Origin of the sequence: Kitasatospora phosalacinea (assembly GCF_000717185.1) — a bacterium.
GTDB lineage: Bacteria > Actinomycetota > Actinomycetes > Streptomycetales > Streptomycetaceae > Kitasatospora > Kitasatospora phosalacinea_A.
In genome coordinates this window covers 93,476-110,468 of sequence record NZ_JNYE01000003.1, presented here as the reverse complement: position 1 = coordinate 110,468, position 16,993 = coordinate 93,476, and the positions used below count along the sequence as shown (strand labels likewise).

Below are 16,993 nucleotides of genomic sequence, written 5' to 3'. Positions count from 1 at the left end.
ATCACGGAAGGCGAGTAGCCTCTTGCGCATGAGCCTCAGCACCCGTGCCATCGCCGGTATCGCCGGCGTCGTCGTCGTCGGCGCCGCCTCCCTCGGTACCGGTATCTACTGGGCACACAACGCGGGCGAGCCCCGTGAGAACGTGGCGACCCTGGTCGTCGGCACCTCGTCCACCACCGCGGCCCCCTTCTGCTACAACGACGGCAAGCCGATCGCGCGGGCCGCGCTCGGTGCCTGCTCCGACGCGGCCGAGGCGGCGGGCAAGAAGGACGAGCTGCCGCTGCTGGACGTCCGGTCCAGCGACCAGGTCGGCATCGGCGTGCCGAAGGACCTGGCGAAGAAGGGCTGGTTCGCGTACACCGACGGCGGCTCCAGCCAGTCGCAGGGCACCGCCCCGATCATCGGCAACGCCCGCGGCACCACCTTCTCCGGCACGGTGGCCGGGCACACCGTGATGTCCTCCGGCGACAAGACCTCGGTGACGGTGGCCGTCAGCGACCCGGAGACCAACGACGTCTACGCGGTCTGGTTCTTCGAGCTGAAGAACAAGACCAGCTGACCCTCCGGTCGATGACCGCTGAGCGCACCGACGAGCAGCCCGGCCGCGCGGCCGGGCTGCTCGTCGTCGTCGCGGTGGAGGCGGAGGCCGAGGCGGTGCGGCGCGGGCTCGGGCCGGGCTCGGGTGCCGAGGTGCTGGCCGCGGGCGTCGGTCCGGCGGCCGCGGCGGCGGGCACGGCGGTGGCGCTGGCCCGCGGCGGGCACCGGCTGGTGCTGTCGGCGGGCATCGCGGGCGGTTTCGCGCCGGGCGCGCCGGTCGGGTCGCTGGTGGTCGCGGACGCGGTGCTGGCGGCCGACCTGGGCGCCGAGACGCCGGACGGCTTCGCGGACGTCACCGAACTGGGCTTCGGCACCGTCCGGCACCCGGTGCCGCCCGCGCTGGTGAAGACCCTCGCGGGGGCCTGCGGCGGGGCGGTCGGCGAGGTGCTGACGGTGTCCACGGTGACGGGCTCGGCGGAGCGCGCCGAGCTGCTGAGGCGGCGTCACCCGCGGGCGCTGGCCGAGGCGATGGAGGGTTTCGGGGTGGCCGAGGCGGCCGCCCGGTTCGGGCTCGTGGCCGGTGAGCTGCGGGCCGTGTCCAATGCCGTCGGGCCGCGCGACCGCGCCGCCTGGCGGATCGGCGAGGCGCTGGCGGCCCTGGAGCGGGCCTTCGCGGCGCTGCCGCCGGTGCCGCACCTGCTCCTGGAGGTCTGAGATGGCCGAGCCGCTGTCCGTCGCGTACTCGCCCTGCCCGAACGACACCTTCGTGTTCCACGCCTGGGCGCACGGCCTGGTGCCGGGCGCCGACGCGCCCGAGGTGCGGTTCGCGGACATCGACGTCACCAACGGGCTGGCCGAGCGCGGCGAGCTGGACGTCCTGAAGATCTCGTACGGGCAGCTGCCCTGGGTGCTGGACGAGTACGCGCTGCTGCCGTGCGGCGGGGCGCTGGGCCGGGGCTGCGGGCCGCTGGTGCTGACCGCGGGGCCGCTGGAGGCGGCGGCGCTGGCGGGGCGGCGGGTGGCGGTGCCGAGCGAGCGCTCGACGGCCTACCTGCTGTTCCGGCTGTGGGCGCAGGAGGCGGTGCCGGGCGGGTTCGGCGAGATCGTGGTGCTGCCGTTCCACGAGATCATGCCGGCCGTCCGGGCGGGCGAGGTGGACGCCGGGCTGGTCATCCACGAGGCCCGGTTCACGTACCGGCAGTACGGGCTGCACTGCCTGGCCGACATGGGCGAGGCCTGGGAGGCGGCCACCGGGCTGCCGATCCCGCTGGGCGCGATCGTGGCCCGGCGCTCGCTGGGCGCCGAGCGGCTGCGCGAACTGGCCGACGCCGTGCGGGCGTCGGTGCGGGCGGCCTGGGCGGACCCGGCGGCGTCCCGGGAGTACGTGCTGGCGCACGCGCAGGAGATGGACCCGGCCGTCGCCGAGCAGCACATCGCGCTGTACGTCAACGAGTTCACCGCAGACCTCGGCGAGGAGGGCTACGCGGCGGTGCACGGCCTGCTCGCCCGGGCCGCCGGGCAGGGACTCGTCCCCGCCGTCGGCCCGGACGCGCTGGCCTTCGTCTGAGGCCCGCTCAGACGTCGAACTGGTCGGCGATGGCGCGCAGCACCATGGCGATCTTCTGGCCCTCCGGCTTGCTCGGGTAGCGGCCGCGCTGCAGGCCCGGCAGCACGCTGTCCAGCTTGGTGATCAAGTCCTGGACGATCGGGGCCATGTCGTCGGCGCTCTTGCGCTGGGCGGCGGCCACCGAGGGCAGTGCGTCCAGCAGTTGGACGCTCATCGCCTGGTCGCCGCGGTGGCCGGCGGCGACGCCGAACTCGACCCGCTGGCCCGGCCGCAGCGTGGTGACGCCCGCGGGCAGCGCCTTGGTGTGGACGAAGACCTCGCCGCCGTCGTCGCGCGACAGGAAGCCGTAGCCCTTCGTCTCGTTGAACCACTTGACCTGGCCGGTGGGCATCTCGAACAGTCCTCGGTATCGGGTGCGTGCGGCCACGTCGGGCCGCGGGTGGATGTGCGGACGGGCGCCCCGGGCGGGCGGCCGGTTTCGCTCAGTGGAGCAATGATCCCTCAGCGTTCACCGGAACGGCGAAGGGATTCCGGACCGGGGCGCGGCCGTGCCCCGCGCCTGCTGCGCCCTCCACTGGCTCACACCCCCGATCGGTGAACGGGCGGGCGTTCGTGGACCATCCGTCAGGTCCGCCCGCGCGATGGCTGCATACCCGGGCGTGGCGCGGGTCGAAACTCCTTGCGCGCAGGGAGTTGCGCGCTGTGACGCGTGGCCGGTCAGGCGGGGTCGGCGAGGTGGTCGGAGAGCCAGCCGAGCGCGGCCGGGAGCATCCGGGACCAGGTGGCGAAGTTGTGGCCGCCGCGGTCCAGCGTGATCGCGGAGACCCTGGTCGCGGTGCCCTTCGCCGCGGCCCGGAACCGCTCGGTCTGCTCGTGGTAGTCGCCGTCGCCCTCCCGGCTGCCGCCGACCAGCAGCGCGGTGGCCGGGGCGGGCAGGTGGCCGAGGCGCCACTCCAGGTCGGCCCGGTCGCGGCGCTGCCGGTCGCCGCCGAACAGGTCGCCGGTGGTCGGGTCCTCGGCGGCCCGGTAGTAGCCGGAGAGCGACGCCCCGGCGGCGAACACGTCGGGGTGGCGCATCGCCAGCTTCAGCGCGCAGTACCCGCCGGTGGAGTTGCCGATCACCCCGAGGCTGCCCGGCCCGGCCGCGACCCGGTACGAGGCGCGCAGCGCGGCGGGCACGTCGGCGCTGAAGTACCGGTCGGCCTGCGGGCCGCCCGGCACGTCCTCGCACTCGGTGTCGCGGGGCATCGCCGGGGAGGGCCGCATCAGCACCAGCACGGTCGGCCGGGCCCGGCCCTGCTCGGTCAGCTTCAGCTGCACGGACGGGTAGTTGAGCTTGGTGACCAGGTTCTTCGCGTCGCCGGGGAAGCCGGTGACCGCGATCACCGCCGGGAAGCGCCTGTCCCGGTAGGCGGGCTGGAAGTACTGCGGCGGCAGGTAGACGTAGCCCTCGGTGGACAGCCCGGTGCCCGCGCCGGGCAGCCGGACCCGCTCCAGCCGCCCGGACCGCTCGGGGTCGCGGCCGCCCGCCCCGGCGCCCCGGACGTTCTCGGTGGACAGCTGCTGGACGCCCGGGGCGCGGCCGAGCAGCTGGTTCTGGACGGTGACCGGGCCGTCCTCGCCGGTGCCCAGCAGGTCGTCCCAACTGCTGTAGAACGCGAAGGAGTTGTTGGCCAGCAGGGCGAGCGTGCAGAGCACCGAGAGCTGGGTGGCGGCGATGGTCGCCAGCCGCCCCAGCACCGCCCGCCAGCCCGGCCCGGCCAGCCGGGGCCAGTACCGGGCGGTGCCCGCCACCGTCAGCACCGACAGCAGCGCCGCCAGCGCCAGCACCTTGTGACTGGTCAGTCCCATCCCGCCGCACGCCCCGCTCGCCCGTCGCCGTCCCCGTTCCGATCATCAGCATGCCTGAGGAATTCCTGGGAACCCTGAGCGTCCGGTCGGAGCGCGCGTCGCCCCGCCCCCGCCGATCGGAGGGGGCGGGGTGGGACAGGTGGGACAATCAGGGGGAACGACCCGCGTGAAGGAGTGGTGAGAGTGAGCGACCGGTCCGACGGCCCCGGTGACGTCCTGGTCCGCGTCGGCGGCATCGTGTTCGGCATCGGCATGCTGTCCGTGATCGCCGTCTTCGTGCCGTACGTCTTCGACCTGGCCAGGCTGCCCTCGTTCGCCTACTGGATGGCGATGCTGATGCCGCTGGGCCTGCTGGTCGCGCTGGGCGGGCTGTTCGCCGACGCCCGGGCCAACACCCGGCGGCGGCGCGCCCGGGAGGCGGCCGCCGCGGGCTGAGCCGGGCGCGTCGGGCCCCGGGTGCGTCAGGCCGGGCGTCCGGCCAGGTGTCCGGCCAGCCAGGCGGGGAACTCGGTGAGGTCGCGCAGCACCGCGTCCGCGCCCGCCGCGGCGAGCTCGGCGGCGCTGTACGGGCCGGTGGCCACGCCGACCGCGACGGCGTCGGCGGCCCGGGCGCCCCGGATGTCGCCCAGGTGGTCGCCGACGTAGACGTCCGCGCCGTGCGCGCGCAGCGCCTCGCCCTTGGTCTCCGCCCACAGGTCGCCGACCAGCGCGTCCACCTGCAGCCCGAAGCCGTCCAGGTGGCGGCGGGCGTTCGGCTCCCACTTGCCGGTGATCACCAGCACCCGGCCCCCGGCCGCCCGGACCGCGGCCACCGCGGCCAGCGCCCCGGGCAGCTCCAGCGTCGGCCCGATGGCGTGCTCCACGTACAGCTCGCGGTAGCGGTCGGTGACGGCCTCCAGGCGCTCCGGCGGGTACCAGTTGGCCAGTTCCTGCACCAGCGGCGGGCCGAGCCGGCTGACCACCAGGTCGGAGTCGATCGCGGTGCCGGTCTCCGCGGCCAGCACGTCGTAGGTGGCCTTGATGCCGGGGCGGGTGTCGAGGAGCGTCATGTCGAGGTCGAAGCCGACGGTGAGAGCCATGCCGCCAGCCTAGCCAGCGGGGTTTCCGGCCGGAAAAGCCGGGGGCAAAGCCGCATTGCGGACATACTGGCCAGTGCCGTGCCGCACCCCTCCGGTGGATCCGGGCCGCCGCCCCGGGGCGGTGCGGCCGCCGTCCGCCCCCTGCCGCCGGAGGTCCCCAGGTGCCACCCCCGCCGCTCTCCCGCCGGGCCGCCCTCGCCGGGCTCGGTGCCGCCCTGCTGACCGGGTGCGGCCCGCGCGCGCTGCCCGCGGGCCCGCCGCTGCCCGGCGCCGCCGACGGGACCGGCACCGGCGCCGCGACGCCCGCGACGCCCAGCCCCAGCCCGCGCCCCGACGTCACCGTCCCCGCCGCGGAGGGGCCGGTCACCGTCCCCGGCGGGGCGGTGCGGGTGATCACCCTGGACACCGCCGGACTCGACTCCGCGATGACCCTCGGCATCACCCCGGTCGGCGCCGCCAAGGCCCCGCTGGACACCGCCCTCCCCGCCTACTGGCCCGCCTCCCGGCTGGCCGCCGTCACCCTGGTCGGCGACATCGGGGCCCCGCCCGACACCGCGGCGCTCACCGCCCTGCGCCCCCAACTGGTCCTCACCAACCTGGCCCGCGACGCCGAACACACCGCGGCCCTCCAGGAGATCGCCCCCACCGTGGCGACCCGGACCACCGGCGCGACCTGGAAGGAGGACTTCCAACTGCACGCCACCGCCCTGGACCGGCACGGCCAGGCCGCCGCCGTGGTCGCCGCGTACGGGCGCCACCTCGACCAGGCCCGGAACGCGCTCTCCTCCTCCGGGACCGCCGGGCAGCGGATCAGCCTGGTCCGCTTCGTCGAGGGCTCCCCCACCGTCCGGCTGTACGCCCGGCAGAACTTCCCCGGCAGCGTCCTCGCCGACCTCGGCCTCCCCCGGCCCGCCCCGCAGAACACCGACCGCTTCGACACCGGAACCACCCCCGACCAACTCGCCGCCGCCGACGGGGACCTCCTGCTCTACGCCGGCTACGGCAGCCCCGACCGCAACGGCCTGCACACCACCCTCGCCTCCCCCGCCTGGCAGGCCCTGAACGCCGTCCGCACCCACCGCGCCTTCCCGGTCGACGACCAACTGTGGTTCCAGGGCATCGGCTACACCGGCGCGCACTTCCTGATCGCCGAACTGCTCTACCTCCTCGGCGCGAACTGAGCCCCGCCGGGGCGCTCCCTGCCGCGCGGCCGAGCCGCCGTCAGGGGGCCGCCGTCAAGGGGCCCGCCGTCACCCCTTGCGGCGGCGCAGCGTCACCGCCAGCACGAACAGCGCCGACAGCACCGCCGCGATCCGCAGCACGCCCGGTGCGGCGGCCCAGGTCACTGCGCCCGCGTCGGTGCCGGGGGACAGCGCGGTGCCCCAGCGGCCCTTCTCACGGCCCCAGTTCCACACCGTCAGGCCGGTCACCGTGATCAGCGGGATGCCCAGGACGGCGAACTTCTTCATCAGGTCGGTCCAGCCCTGCGAGAGGTACGCCGCCGCCCAGCCGAGCAGCATCGCCAGCAGCGTGCCCGTCGCCGCCCCGCCCAGCAGCAGGGCCGCCCCGAGCAGCAGGAGCGGCGCGGGCTTGCGGGCGCCGCCCGCTGCCGCGGGGGCGGGGGCCGGTGCGGCCTCGGGGGCGGCCTTCGGCGTGCCGAACAGCACCGCCAGGACCGTCCGCCCCAGCCCCGGCCGCTCGCGCCCGGGGGCCGCCGCGGGTTCCGGCGCCGCCTCCGGGCCGGGCTCGGGTTCCGGCTCGGGCTCCGGTTCGGGCGCGGGCGCGGGTTCGGGCTCCGGAAGGTCGTCGTACGTGACGGTCCACCCCGGTTGGCCCGCGCCGAACTCCGGGCCGTCCGGGTCCTCCGAGTACGCGAAGGCCTTCTCGACCTCGGCCGGGGAGGACATCGCGGGCGGCCGCGGCCGCTCCGCACCAACCGCCGGGGCCGGGGCCGGAGTCGGGGCCGGGGCAGGGGCCGGTGAATCCACCGCCTGCCGCGGCAGGTACACGCTCTCCCCGCCGTCCGCTCCGTCCGCCGCCGCCCCGTCCTCGCGCCACCACGAGCCGCCCGCCATCGCCCCGCCACCCGCCTCACGTCCACGAACCCGCCGCCCACCGAGACGGTACCCACCCGCGCCCTCCCGAAGCGAGCCCCGTCCGGCCCTGGGACACTGCCCGGCATGCAGACGACCCGCTGGGACGAGGGCGACCCGCGCCGGCTGTTCCCCGGCCTCGACGACCCGTCAGTCCTCCTGCCGCCGCTGCGCGGAGCCGCCGAAGCCCTCCGCGCCTTCGCCGAACGCTTCGACGGCGCCTGGCAGTTGACCTGGGACGAGGTGCCGCTCGGCCCGTCCGCGCTGTCCGGGTACGCGGAGGGCCCCGGCCCGTGGTGCGAGGCCGAGCTGTGGGCGCCGCGCGATCCCGTCGAGTGGACCCCGCTGCCGGGGCCGCCGTGGGAGCTGGGCGTGCGGGTCTGCGTCCGCTGCGCGGAGCCGGACGACTGCGGGGCGCACTACGTCCACGAGCTCGACGAGCGCACGTTCGACGACCCGGTGGCGGCCGTCACCGCGCTCGGCGCGGGCGTCCGGTGGGCGCTGGAGCGCGTCCTCGCCGAGCCGCCGGAGGCCTGGGTCCGGCACGCCCGGCACTGAAGCGGGTGCCGGTCCTCCCCGAGTTCCGCCGCCGTTCTGGGCCCGAACGGGCGGCGTTGACTAGTCTGGACCGGATGACCGCACCGCAGAGCGCGCCGCGCGCCACCCGCGCCACCGCACCCCGCACCCTGGCCGAGGAACTCCGCGGCCGGGGCGACGAGGCCGTCGCCGCGCTGCTCCGGGCCCGCCCCGACCTGCTGAACCCGGTGCCGACCGATCTGACCCAGCTGTCCGCGCGGCTCTCCAGCCGGGCGTCCGTGCTGCGCGCCCTGGAACGGCTCGACCGGTTCACCCTGCAGGTCGCCGAGGCGCTCGCCGCCGCCCCCGAGGGCGCCCCCGACACCGTGGTGCGGAACCTGCTGACCGGGCCCGCCCGGGTCAAGCCGCACCCGGGCGCCGAGCCCGTCGACCGGGCCGCCGTCACCGCCGCCCTCCCCGCCGCGCTCGACCGGCTGCGCGAGCAGGCCCTGCTGTGGGGCCCGGACTCCGCGCTGCGCCTGGTCCTCGCCGTCCGCGAGGCGCTCGCCCCCAGCGCCCTCAACCCCGGCCGCACCGGCCTCGGCCCGACCTTCGCCGAGGCCACCACCGGCATGTCGCCCGCCCGCCTCCAGCAACTGCTCGCCGACACCGGGCAGCCGCCCACCCCCGACCCGGTCACCGCCGTCGCCGCGCTCACCGCCCTGCTCGGCGACCGCAAGCGCCTCGGCGCCCTGCTCGACCAGGCGCCGCCCGCCGCCCACAAGCTGCTGGAGCGCCTGGTCTGGGGCCCGCCCACCGGCACCGTCCCGGACGCCGCCCGGCAGGTCACCGCCGAGCAGGCGCACAGCCCCGTCGAGTGGCTGCTCGCCCGCGGCCTGCTGCTGCCCTCCAGCCCCACCTCCGTGGTGCTGCCCCGCGAGCTCGCCCTGCACCTGCGCGGCGGCCGCGCCCACCGCGGCGTCGACCCCGTCCCGCCCGCCGTCGACCCCGTCGTCGCGCGCGACCCGGCCACCACCGACCGCACCGCCGCCGGGCAGGCCGGCACCGCCGTCCGCACCGTCGAGGAGCTCCTGGAGTCCTGGAGCCTCACCCCGCCGCCCACCCTGCGGGCCGGGGGCCTGGGCGTCCGCGACCTCAAGCGCACCGCCGCCCTGCTGGAGTGCGGCGAGGGCGACGCCGCGTTCTGGATCGAACTCGCCCACACCGCGGGCCTGCTCGCCCCCGACGGCGAGGTCGACGAGGTCTGGGCCCCCACCCCCGCGTACGACCAGTGGCTCCAGCAGGACACCGCCGAGCGCTGGGCCCTGCTCGCCCGCAGCTGGCTCGCCGCCACCCGGGTCGGCCGCCTCACCGGCACCCCCGACGGCAAGGGCCGCCCGCGCGCCGTGCTCGGCCCCGAACTCGACCGCACCCTGGCCCCGTCGGTGCGCCGCGCCGTCCTCACCCGGCTCGCCGAGCTCCCGCCCGGCACCGCCGCGTCCGCCGACGCCCTGCTGCCCGTCCTGCGCTGGCACCGCCCGCTGCGCGGCGGGCCGACCGGCCCCGACGGCCACGACCTGCGCGAGCAGCTCACCGGCTGGACGCTGCACGAGGCCGAACTGCTCGGCGCCACCGGCCGCGGCGCCCTCGCCGCCCCCGTCCGGGCCCTGCTCGACGGCGCCGACCCGGTGCCCGTCCTCGCGCCGCTGCTGCCCGAACCGCTCGACCACGTCATCCTGCAGCCCGACCTCACCGCGATCGCCCCCGGCCCGCTGCTCACCCCGCTCGCCCAGGCCCTCGCCCTCGCCGCCGACATCGAGTCCAAGGGCGGCGCGACCGTCTACCGCTTCACCCCCGGGTCGGTGCGCCGCGCCCTCGACGCCGGGCGCACCGCCGCCGACCTGCAGGCCTTCCTCGCCCAGCACTCCCGCACGCCCGTCCCGCAGCCGCTCGCCTACCTGATCGACGACGTCGCCCGCCGCCACGGCATCCTCCGGGTCGGCGCCGCCTCCTCCTACCTGCGCTGCGACGACCCCCGCCTGCTCGACGAGGTCCTCGCCGACCGGCGCGCCGCCGAACTGCGGCTGCGCCTGCTCGCCCCGACCGTCCTCGCCGCCCAGGCCGGGCCGGAGACCCTGCTCGCCGTCCTGCGCACCATGGGGTACGCGCCCGCCGCGGAGTCCGCCGAGGGCGACGTCGTCATCACCCGCCCCGACAGCCGCCGCACCCCGCCCCGCACCCCGCCGCTACCCGTCCCCGACGGCCCCGCCCGCCCCGACGACGCCCTCCTCACCGCCGCCGTCCGCGCCATCCGGGCTGGTGACCGCGCCGCCACCGCCGTCCGCAAGGACCCGGTCGCCGGGCCCGCCTCCCGCACCAGCGCCGCCGTGCCCCGCACCGCCTCCGCCGACACCCTGGCGGCCCTGCAGACCGCCGTCCTGCTCGGCGAGCGCATGTGGATCGGCTACATCAACGCGGAGGGCCTCTCCTCGCAACGCGTCATCGACCCCGTCAAGGTCGAGGGCGGGTTCGTCACCGCCTACGACCACCTCTCCGACGAGGTCCGCACCTTCGCCCTGCACCGGATCACCGGCGTCGCCGAGGTCGAGGAGTAGCGCAGGGGCGCGAAGAACTGCGCGGAGGCCCTGGGAACTGCACAGGGGCGCGGGAAACTGCACGGAGGCCCTGGGAACTGCACAGGGGCACTGGTGAACTGCGCGAAGGCGCAGGGAACTGCACAGGAGTGCTGGGAACTGCACAGGGGCGCGGGAAACTGCACGACCGAGCAAGCACGCACCGCTGTGTAGTCCCCGTCCCCGCGCCCCTGGACGCACCCCTGTCAGCGCGTCCGTCCGCGCTCCGCCTACTTGCCGGCGGCCTGCTTCGCGTCCTCTTCCGCCTTCTGCTTCTTCGCCTCGTCCACGATCGCGTGCGGGTCCGGCATCTTCGGCTCGACGCCCGTCAGCAGGCCGGTGCCGGTGAAGGCGACGGTGCCGATCAGGCCGCCGGGCTGGCCGATGTCGGCGACCTGGTCGAGGGCCATGGCCTCGGTGTCGGCGGCGTGGGCGGGCGCCGCCCCGAGGGCGGTGGCGAGGGCCGCGCCGGAGAGCGCCAGGCCGGCCAGGAATCGGTTGGGCTTGATCATGCCCTGCCCAACGAGCGAGCGCGGCGCGGGTCACTGGTGCGGCGGCCCGGCTTCCGCTTCGCGGGGACGCCGGAGCCGCCCCGGGGGCGGCGGTTAGACTGCGGAGCGACCGGGGGTGGTTGGGTCCACCCGTGCGACCGGGCCTCGTCGGCCCCCGACAGGACCGAAGCCGTGACCACTACCTCCGCTCTGCCGCCCCGCGCCGCCCGTGGGGCGGCGGTCCGCGCGTCCGGGGTGCGGCTGTCCTCGCGCCGGGCCCGCACCGTGCTGCTGACCCTGCTGTGCTTCGCCGCCTGCCTGGCGCTGGGCGTCCAGCAGTGGACCTCGCTCCAGCTGGGCGGCTTCGACCTGGGCATCTTCGACCAGGGCGTGCGCGGCTACGCGCACTTCGGGCTGCCGGTGTCGACGCTGAAGAGCGTGCACCACGAGTTCCCGCCCGGGTTCTCGCTGCTGGGCGACCACTTCTCGCCGGTGCTGGCGCTGGCGGCCCCGCTGTACTGGCTGTGGGACGACCCGCGGATGCTGCTGGTCGGCCAGGCCGCGCTGTTCGCGGCGGGCGTGCCGCTGGTGCGCCGGATCGCGACCCGGGCGTTCGCGGACGCGGACCAGCGGGTCCGCACCCGGGTGCGGGACGTCGCGGCGCTGGTGTACGGCCTGGGCTGGCCGCTGCTGATCTCCTCCCGGAGCGGTTTCCACGAGGTGGGGTTCGCCGTCCCGCTGTTCCTGCTGCTGTTCGAGCGGGCGGGGGCGCGGCGCTGGGGCGGGGCCGCGGTCGCGGCACTGCTGCTGTGCGCGACCAAGGAGGACATCGGCCTGGCGGTGGGCGCGTACGGCGCGGTGCTGCTGTGGCGCGAGCGCGGCGGCGCGGACCGGCGGGCGAAGCTGCTGGGGTGGGCGCTGCTGCTGGGCGGTCCGCTGTCCAGCGCGGTGGAGATCGCCTACCTGATCCCGGCGATGGGCGGCGCGCCCGGCTACTACTGGAACTACGGGCAGCTCGGCGCGGACGGCGGCGAGGCGCTGCGGCACGTCCTGGGCGATCCGTGGCTGCTGGCCGAGTCGGCGTTCTCCAGCCCGCTGAAGCCGATGCTGCTGGGCTGGCTGGTGCTCACCACGGCCGCTCTCCCGCTGCGCTCGGGGACGGCCCTCGTCGCGCTGCCGCTGCTGGCCGAGCGGATATTCTCCGACAACCCGAACCACTGGTCGATCGCCCGGCACTACGACGCCTTCCTGTGGCCGATCCTGGTGACCGCCGCGATCGAGGCGCTGGGCGTGCTGTGGTCCCGCGGCAGGCGCACGCAGGCCCGCCGCCTGGGCGCCACCGCCGCCGTCCTGTCGCTGTCCGCGTCCGCCGCGCTCGGCCTGTACCACCTGGCCGTCCCGTACGAGTGGCAGCCGAAGGCCACGACGGCGGCGCTGGTCCGGGCGGCGGCGCTGATCCCGGACGGCGCCACCGTCGAGGCCGACAACCAGATCGCGCCGCGCCTGACCAACCGCACGGAGGTGGTGCTGGCCGACGGCACCCCGCGCGGCCAGGAGTACGTCGTCCTCCGCTACACCCAGCGCGCCTTCCCGTTCCAGCGCGACCCCGAGCAGGCCGAGTACCGCGCCCTGCTGCTCGCCCACGGCTACCAGGAGCTCTTCGACCAGGACGGCGTCACCCTGCTGCACCGCACCGGCACCGACCCCGTCCCCGGCACCCACCTCCCCGGCCCGGGCTCCACCCCGTACGAGGAGGTCATCCCGCCCGACGTCGGCCACAACTTCTTCCTGGGCTGACCGGCCTGCACCGGGCACCGCGGCGATGCGGCACACTGGAGGTTTGGCCCGCGCGAAAGGGGATGCACAGGCGTGGACGGACCGCTGATCGTGCAGAGCGACAAGACGCTGCTGTTGGAGGTCGACCACCCGCGGGCGGCGGAGTGCCGCCGGGTGATCGCGCCCTTCGCCGAGCTGGAGCGGGCGCCGGAGCACGTGCACACGTACCGGGTGACGCCGCTGGGGCTGTGGAACGCGCGGGCCGCGGGGCACGACGCGGAGCAGGTGGTGGACGCGCTGGTGGAGTACTCGCGCTACCCAGTGCCGCACGCCCTGCTGGTGGACGTCGCGGACACCATGGCGCGCTACGGGCGGCTGCAGCTGCAGAAGCACCCGGTGCACGGCCTGGTGCTGACCACCACCGACCGGCCGGTGCTGGAGGAGGTGCTGCGCTCGAAGAAGATCGCCCCGCTGGTGGGGGCCCGGGTCGACCCGGACACGGTGCTGGTGCACCCCTCGGAGCGCGGGCAGATCAAGCAGGTGCTGCTGAAGCTGGGTTGGCCCGCCGAGGACCACGCCGGGTACGTGGACGGCGAGGCGCACCCGATCGACCTGCACGAGGACGGCTGGCAGCTGCGCCCGTACCAGCGGCACGCGGTGGACGGCTTCTGGCACGGCGGCTCCGGCGTGGTCGTGCTGCCGTGCGGCGCGGGCAAGACGCTGGTGGGCGCGGCGGCGATGGCGGAGGCCAAGTCGACGACGCTGATCCTGGTGACGAACACCGTCTCGGCCCGGCAGTGGAAGCACGAGCTGGTGAAGCGGACCTCGCTGACCGAGGACGAGATCGGCGAGTACAGCGGCACCCGCAAGGAGATCCGCCCGGTCACCATCGCCACCTACCAGGTGATGACGACCAAGCGGAAGGGCGTGTACGCGCACCTGGAGCTGTTCGACGCCCGCAACTGGGGCCTGGTGGTGTACGACGAGGTGCACCTGCTGCCCGCGCCGGTGTTCAAGTTCACCGCGGACCTGCAGGCCCGCCGCCGGCTCGGCCTGACCGCGACGCTGGTGCGCGAGGACGGCCGGGAGGGCGACGTGTTCTCGCTGATCGGCCCGAAGCGGTTCGACGCCCCGTGGAAGGAGATCGAGGCGCAGGGCTACATCGCGCCCGCCGACTGCTGCGAGGTGCGGGTGACGCTGACCGACTCGGAGCGGCTGGCGTACGCGACGGCCGAGCCGGAGGAGAAGTACCGGTACTGCTCGACCACGGCGACCAAGCGCCGGGTGGTGGAGCGGCTGGTGGAGAAGCACGCGGGCGACCAGACCCTGGTGATCGGCCAGTACATCGACCAGCTGGACGAGCTCGGCGAGGCGCTGGACGCCCCGGTGATCAAGGGCGAGACCACGAACGCGCAGCGGGAGAAGCTGTTCGAGGCGTTCCGGTCGAAGGAGATCCGCGTGCTGGTGGTCTCGAAGGTCGCGAACTTCTCGATCGACCTGCCGGAGGCCACCGTCGCGATCCAGGTCTCGGGCACCTTCGGCTCCCGCCAGGAGGAGGCCCAGCGGCTGGGCCGGGTGCTGCGCCCGAAGGCGGACGGGCACGCGGCGCACTTCTACTCGGTGGTCGCCCGGGACACCGTCGACCAGGACTTCGCGGCGCACCGCCAGCGCTTCCTGGCGGAGCAGGGCTACGCGTACCGGATCGTCGACGCCGACGACCTGTAGCGGCAGGTCAGAGCTTGACGCCGTCGCGCCCGAGGAACAGGACGCGCGCGGCGGTGTCGAGCACGATGCCGACGTTGCGGACGGCGTTGGCCACGGGGTGGCGGCGGCGCCCCTCGGCGCGGTGCGCGCCGTGGACGGCCTCGACCTGCGGGTTCACTCGTTCGGTGGTCATGTCTCCACGGTATGTTCACGACCGGAGCGGGCGCATCGGCCGAAAGGCCCGAGCCCGCGGTGGCGCGCCTCGTCCTGCGGGTGTACGGCCCCCCTACTCCGGTACCGGGGATCCCCCGGGGAAAAGGATTCGCACCCGGACGGCGCCGGGTCTAGGATCGTCCGTCTGCCCCTCCCGAACCGTGGTGCCAGCGCCGTCGGCAGCCGTGGGAGTGCCGGCCGCTCGGGAACCGGCCGGTGTCCTTTCGCCGTGAGCCCAGACGAGTCCGCCGCCCCCCCCCTTGTGCCGGGCGGCCGGGAAGGTCCGCCGTGCACTCCCCCACCCCCACCGACGCGCCCGCCGCCGACAGCACCGACCCGCTCGGCCGCGAACGCTCCCACCTGGCCGCCTCGCGGGCCGCCCTGAAGGCGATGCGCGAGGACGTCGAGGCCCTCGACCTGCGCGACGTGGCGGGCACCTGGGTGTCCGCCCAGGTGCTGCAGAAGCAGGTCGACGAGCGGATCAAGGCCCTCGCCGACCTCGCCCACACCCCGCTGTTCTTCGGCCGCCTCGACTACCTGCACGCGATCAGCGAGGCCGCCTCCGAGGGCAGCGGCGGCGAGCGCTTCTACATCGGCCGCCGCCACGTGCACGACGCCGGCGGCGACCCGATGGTCATCGACTGGCGCGCCCCGGTCTCCCAGCCGTTCTACCGGGCCAGCCGCACCGAGCCGCTGGACGTCGCCAAGCGCCGCCGCTTCGGCTACACCGGCGGCGAACTGACCGCCTACGAGGACGAGAACCTCTCCGACCCGGACGAGGCCGACACCGGCTCCGCGCTGCTCGCCGCCGAGATCGAGAAGCCCCGCGTCGGCCCGATGCGCGACATCGTCGCCACCATCCAGCCCGAGCAGGACGAGATCGTCCGCGCCGACGTCACCGGCACCATCTGCGTCCAGGGCGCCCCCGGCACCGGGAAGACCGCCGTCGGCCTGCACCGCGTCGCCTACCTGCTGTACGCGCACCGCGAGCGCCTGGCCCGCACCGGCACCCTGGTGGTCGGCCCGAACCGCTCCTTCCTCCAGTACATCGAGCAGGTGCTGCCCGCCCTCGGCGAGCTGGACGTCGCCCAGGCCACCGTGCAGGAACTCGTCGGCCACGTCGAGGTCCGCGGCACCGACGGCGCCGACACCGCCCGGATCAAGGGCGACGCCCGGATGGCCCGCGTCCTGCGCAACGCCGTCCGCGCCGGGATCACCGTGCCCACCGAGCCCTGCGTGGTCGTCCGCGGCTCCCGCCGCTGGCGGGTGCCCGCGTACGAACTGGAGGAGATCGTCCGCGAGTTGGCGGACCGCGAGATCCGCTACGGGGCCGCCCTGGAGGCCCTCCCGCAGCGCATCGCGCACGCCGTCCTGGTCAAGATGGAGCAGGGCGGCGAAGCCCCCGACGACCGGGTGCAGGACGCGGTCGCCCGCAACGCCGCGGTCAAGGCCACCGTCAAGGCGTGCTGGCCCGCCGTCGACCCGGTCAAGCTGGTGCACCGGCTGCTCGGCGACGCCGAGTTCCTCGCCGCCGCCGCGGACGGGATCCTGGACGCCGAGGAGCAGGCCGCCCTGCGCTGGGCCAAGCCCCCGCGCAGCGCCCGCACCGCGCCCTGGTCCGCCGCCGACGCCGTCCTGATCGACGAGGCCGCCGACCTGGTGCACCGCACCCCCTCGCTCGGCCACGTGGTCGTCGACGAGGCCCAGGACCTCTCCCCCATGCAGTACCGGGCCGTCGGCCGCCGCTGCACCACCGGCTCCGCGACCGTCCTCGGCGACCTCGCCCAGGGCACCACCCCGTGGGCCACCGGCAGCTGGCAGGAGGCCCTGCACCACCTCGGCAAGGACGGCGCCCACGTCGAGGAGCTCACCCAGGGCTTCCGCGTCCCCGGCGAGGTCATCGCCTACGCCTCCCGGCTCCTCCCCGCGATCGCCCCCGGCCTGGCCCCCGCCACCTCCGTCCGCGACCTGCCCGGCTCGCTCGTCCTCCGGCACGTCCCGGACGGGCTGGACGGCGCCGTCCTCGACGCCTGCCGGGAAGCCCTCCGGCACGAGGGCTCCGTCGGCCTGATCGCCGCGGACGCCCGCGTCCCCGCCCTCGCCGCGGCCCTCGCCGCCGCCGGGCTCCCCCACCTCGCCCCCGGCACCGAGACCACCGCCGAGGCCCGCCTCACCCTCGTCCCCGCCTCCCTCGCCAAGGGCCTCGAGTACGACCACGTGGTCCTCGACGAACCCACCGCGATCGTCACCGGCGAACCCGACCACCGCACCGGCCTGCGCCGCCTCTACGTCTCCCTGACCCGCGCGGTCTCCGGCCTGACGGTCCTCCACGCGGAGCCCCTGCCCTCCGAACTGGCGTAGCAGCCAGGGGCGCTGCGAAGGCAGGGGCGCGGGGAACTGCGCGCGGCGGGAGTCGCACGTCAGCGTGGTCGCGAGACGGTGCAAGGCACTGTCCTGCGTCGCGATCCGGCTGTGCGTGCTCGCCCGGCCGCGCAGTTCCCCGCGCCCCTGCCTTGCACCATCCCGCCCACGC

Annotated in this window: 16 protein-coding genes; 10 read left to right on the top strand and 6 right to left on the bottom strand. The window is 75.8% G+C overall.

The window, feature by feature from the left end; all coding sequences use genetic code 11:
- The first annotated feature begins 28 nt into the window (after positions 1–28).
- The 3 genes from OO57_RS02455 to OO57_RS02445 are packed head-to-tail and all read left to right on the top strand — an operon-like array spanning position 29 to position 2,104.
- Positions 29–559 carry a DUF2771 family protein gene (locus OO57_RS02455; protein WP_033250548.1) on the top strand — a complete coding sequence of 177 codons (531 nt, stop codon included), beginning with the start codon at positions 29–31 and terminating at the stop codon, positions 557–559.
- Positions 560–570: 11 nt separating this feature from the next.
- The gene (locus OO57_RS02450; protein WP_051776410.1) at positions 571–1,251 is read left to right on the top strand and encodes a futalosine hydrolase; all 681 of its coding nucleotides are present in this window, start codon (positions 571–573) and stop codon (positions 1,249–1,251) included.
- Between the two features lies 1 nt (position 1,252).
- On the top strand, positions 1,253–2,104 hold the full coding sequence (locus tag OO57_RS02445; RefSeq protein WP_033250547.1) for a 1,4-dihydroxy-6-naphthoate synthase: 852 nt from the start codon (positions 1,253–1,255) through the stop codon (positions 2,102–2,104).
- Between the two features lie 7 nt (positions 2,105–2,111).
- Here the strand turns inward: OO57_RS02445 and OO57_RS02440 are convergent, their stop codons facing one another.
- Positions 2,112–2,495, bottom strand: a complete 384-nt coding sequence (locus OO57_RS02440) for a cold-shock protein (RefSeq protein ID WP_033250546.1) — start codon at positions 2,493–2,495, stop codon at positions 2,112–2,114.
- A gap of 326 nt (positions 2,496–2,821) precedes the next feature.
- Positions 2,822–3,955: an alpha/beta hydrolase gene (locus tag OO57_RS02435; RefSeq protein WP_033250545.1), complete on the bottom strand. Its 1,134-nt coding sequence runs from the start codon at positions 3,953–3,955 to the stop codon at positions 2,822–2,824.
- A gap of 183 nt (positions 3,956–4,138) precedes the next feature.
- On the opposite strand from OO57_RS02435, the gene OO57_RS02430 reads away from it, so the two are divergent.
- The gene (locus OO57_RS02430; RefSeq protein ID WP_033250544.1) at positions 4,139–4,390 is read left to right on the top strand and encodes a hypothetical protein; all 252 of its coding nucleotides are present in this window, start codon (positions 4,139–4,141) and stop codon (positions 4,388–4,390) included.
- Positions 4,391–4,416: 26 nt separating this feature from the next.
- On the opposite strand, the gene OO57_RS02425 is transcribed toward OO57_RS02430, so the two are convergent.
- Positions 4,417–5,034 (bottom strand): HAD family hydrolase, encoded by a 618-nt coding sequence (locus OO57_RS02425; RefSeq protein ID WP_033250543.1) that lies wholly within the window; start codon positions 5,032–5,034, stop codon positions 4,417–4,419.
- Positions 5,035–5,195: 161 nt separating this feature from the next.
- Between OO57_RS02425 and OO57_RS02420 the strand changes: the two genes are divergently transcribed.
- The gene (locus tag OO57_RS02420; protein WP_033250542.1) at positions 5,196–6,215 is read left to right on the top strand and encodes an ABC transporter substrate-binding protein; all 1,020 of its coding nucleotides are present in this window, start codon (positions 5,196–5,198) and stop codon (positions 6,213–6,215) included.
- Between the two features lie 69 nt (positions 6,216–6,284).
- On the opposite strand, the gene OO57_RS39060 is transcribed toward OO57_RS02420, so the two are convergent.
- Positions 6,285–7,109, bottom strand: coding sequence for a hypothetical protein (locus OO57_RS39060; RefSeq protein ID WP_158715002.1), 825 nt, complete (start codon positions 7,107–7,109; stop codon positions 6,285–6,287).
- A gap of 105 nt (positions 7,110–7,214) precedes the next feature.
- Between OO57_RS39060 and OO57_RS02410 the strand changes: the two genes are divergently transcribed.
- Positions 7,215–7,685 carry a hypothetical protein gene (locus OO57_RS02410; protein WP_033250541.1) on the top strand — a complete coding sequence of 157 codons (471 nt, stop codon included), beginning with the start codon at positions 7,215–7,217 and terminating at the stop codon, positions 7,683–7,685.
- Between the two features lie 74 nt (positions 7,686–7,759).
- Positions 7,760–10,258 carry a helicase-associated domain-containing protein gene (locus OO57_RS02405; protein ID WP_051776406.1) on the top strand — a complete coding sequence of 833 codons (2,499 nt, stop codon included), beginning with the start codon at positions 7,760–7,762 and terminating at the stop codon, positions 10,256–10,258.
- A gap of 248 nt (positions 10,259–10,506) precedes the next feature.
- Here the strand turns inward: OO57_RS02405 and OO57_RS02400 are convergent, their stop codons facing one another.
- Positions 10,507–10,788, bottom strand: coding sequence for a hypothetical protein (locus tag OO57_RS02400; protein WP_033250540.1), 282 nt, complete (start codon positions 10,786–10,788; stop codon positions 10,507–10,509).
- A gap of 171 nt (positions 10,789–10,959) precedes the next feature.
- Between OO57_RS02400 and OO57_RS02395 the strand changes: the two genes are divergently transcribed.
- Together OO57_RS02395 and OO57_RS02390 are read left to right on the top strand one after the other, a co-directional pair.
- Positions 10,960–12,564 (top strand): DUF2079 domain-containing protein, encoded by a 1,605-nt coding sequence (locus OO57_RS02395; RefSeq protein WP_081973410.1) that lies wholly within the window; start codon positions 10,960–10,962, stop codon positions 12,562–12,564.
- Between the two features lie 72 nt (positions 12,565–12,636).
- Entirely contained in the window at positions 12,637–14,268 is a 1,632-nt protein-coding gene (locus tag OO57_RS02390) for a DNA repair helicase XPB (RefSeq protein ID WP_033250539.1), read from the top strand.
- A 7-nt stretch (positions 14,269–14,275) separates the two neighbouring features.
- Here the strand turns inward: OO57_RS02390 and OO57_RS43485 are convergent, their stop codons facing one another.
- The gene (locus OO57_RS43485) at positions 14,276–14,440 is read right to left on the bottom strand and encodes a hypothetical protein (RefSeq protein WP_158715001.1); all 165 of its coding nucleotides are present in this window, start codon (positions 14,438–14,440) and stop codon (positions 14,276–14,278) included.
- A 308-nt stretch (positions 14,441–14,748) separates the two neighbouring features.
- On the opposite strand from OO57_RS43485, the gene OO57_RS02385 reads away from it, so the two are divergent.
- Positions 14,749–16,821 (top strand): HelD family protein, encoded by a 2,073-nt coding sequence (locus tag OO57_RS02385; RefSeq protein WP_033250538.1) that lies wholly within the window; start codon positions 14,749–14,751, stop codon positions 16,819–16,821.
- Positions 16,822–16,993 lie beyond the last annotated feature (172 nt).

Excerpts from the sequence above, each read along its gene's own strand:
- OO57_RS02440 (WP_033250546.1), bottom strand. The coding sequence starts at position 2,495 with ATGCCCACCGGCCAGGTCAAGTGGTTCAACGAGACGAAGGGCTACGGC.
- OO57_RS43485 (WP_158715001.1), bottom strand. The coding sequence starts at position 14,440 with ATGACCACCGAACGAGTGAACCCGCAGGTCGAGGCCGTCCACGGCGCG.
- OO57_RS02445 (WP_033250547.1), top strand. The coding sequence starts at position 1,253 with ATGGCCGAGCCGCTGTCCGTCGCGTACTCGCCCTGCCCGAACGACACC.
- OO57_RS39060 (WP_158715002.1), bottom strand. The coding sequence starts at position 7,109 with ATGGCGGGCGGCTCGTGGTGGCGCGAGGACGGGGCGGCGGCGGACGGA.
- OO57_RS02450 (WP_051776410.1), top strand. The coding sequence starts at position 571 with ATGACCGCTGAGCGCACCGACGAGCAGCCCGGCCGCGCGGCCGGGCTG.
- OO57_RS02455 (WP_033250548.1), top strand. The coding sequence starts at position 29 with ATGAGCCTCAGCACCCGTGCCATCGCCGGTATCGCCGGCGTCGTCGTC.
- OO57_RS02435 (WP_033250545.1), bottom strand. The coding sequence starts at position 3,955 with ATGGGACTGACCAGTCACAAGGTGCTGGCGCTGGCGGCGCTGCTGTCG.
- OO57_RS02410 (WP_033250541.1), top strand. The coding sequence starts at position 7,215 with ATGCAGACGACCCGCTGGGACGAGGGCGACCCGCGCCGGCTGTTCCCC.
- OO57_RS02400 (WP_033250540.1), bottom strand. The coding sequence starts at position 10,788 with ATGATCAAGCCCAACCGATTCCTGGCCGGCCTGGCGCTCTCCGGCGCG.
- OO57_RS02425 (WP_033250543.1), bottom strand. The coding sequence starts at position 5,034 with ATGGCTCTCACCGTCGGCTTCGACCTCGACATGACGCTCCTCGACACC.
- OO57_RS02405 (WP_051776406.1), top strand. The coding sequence starts at position 7,760 with ATGACCGCACCGCAGAGCGCGCCGCGCGCCACCCGCGCCACCGCACCC.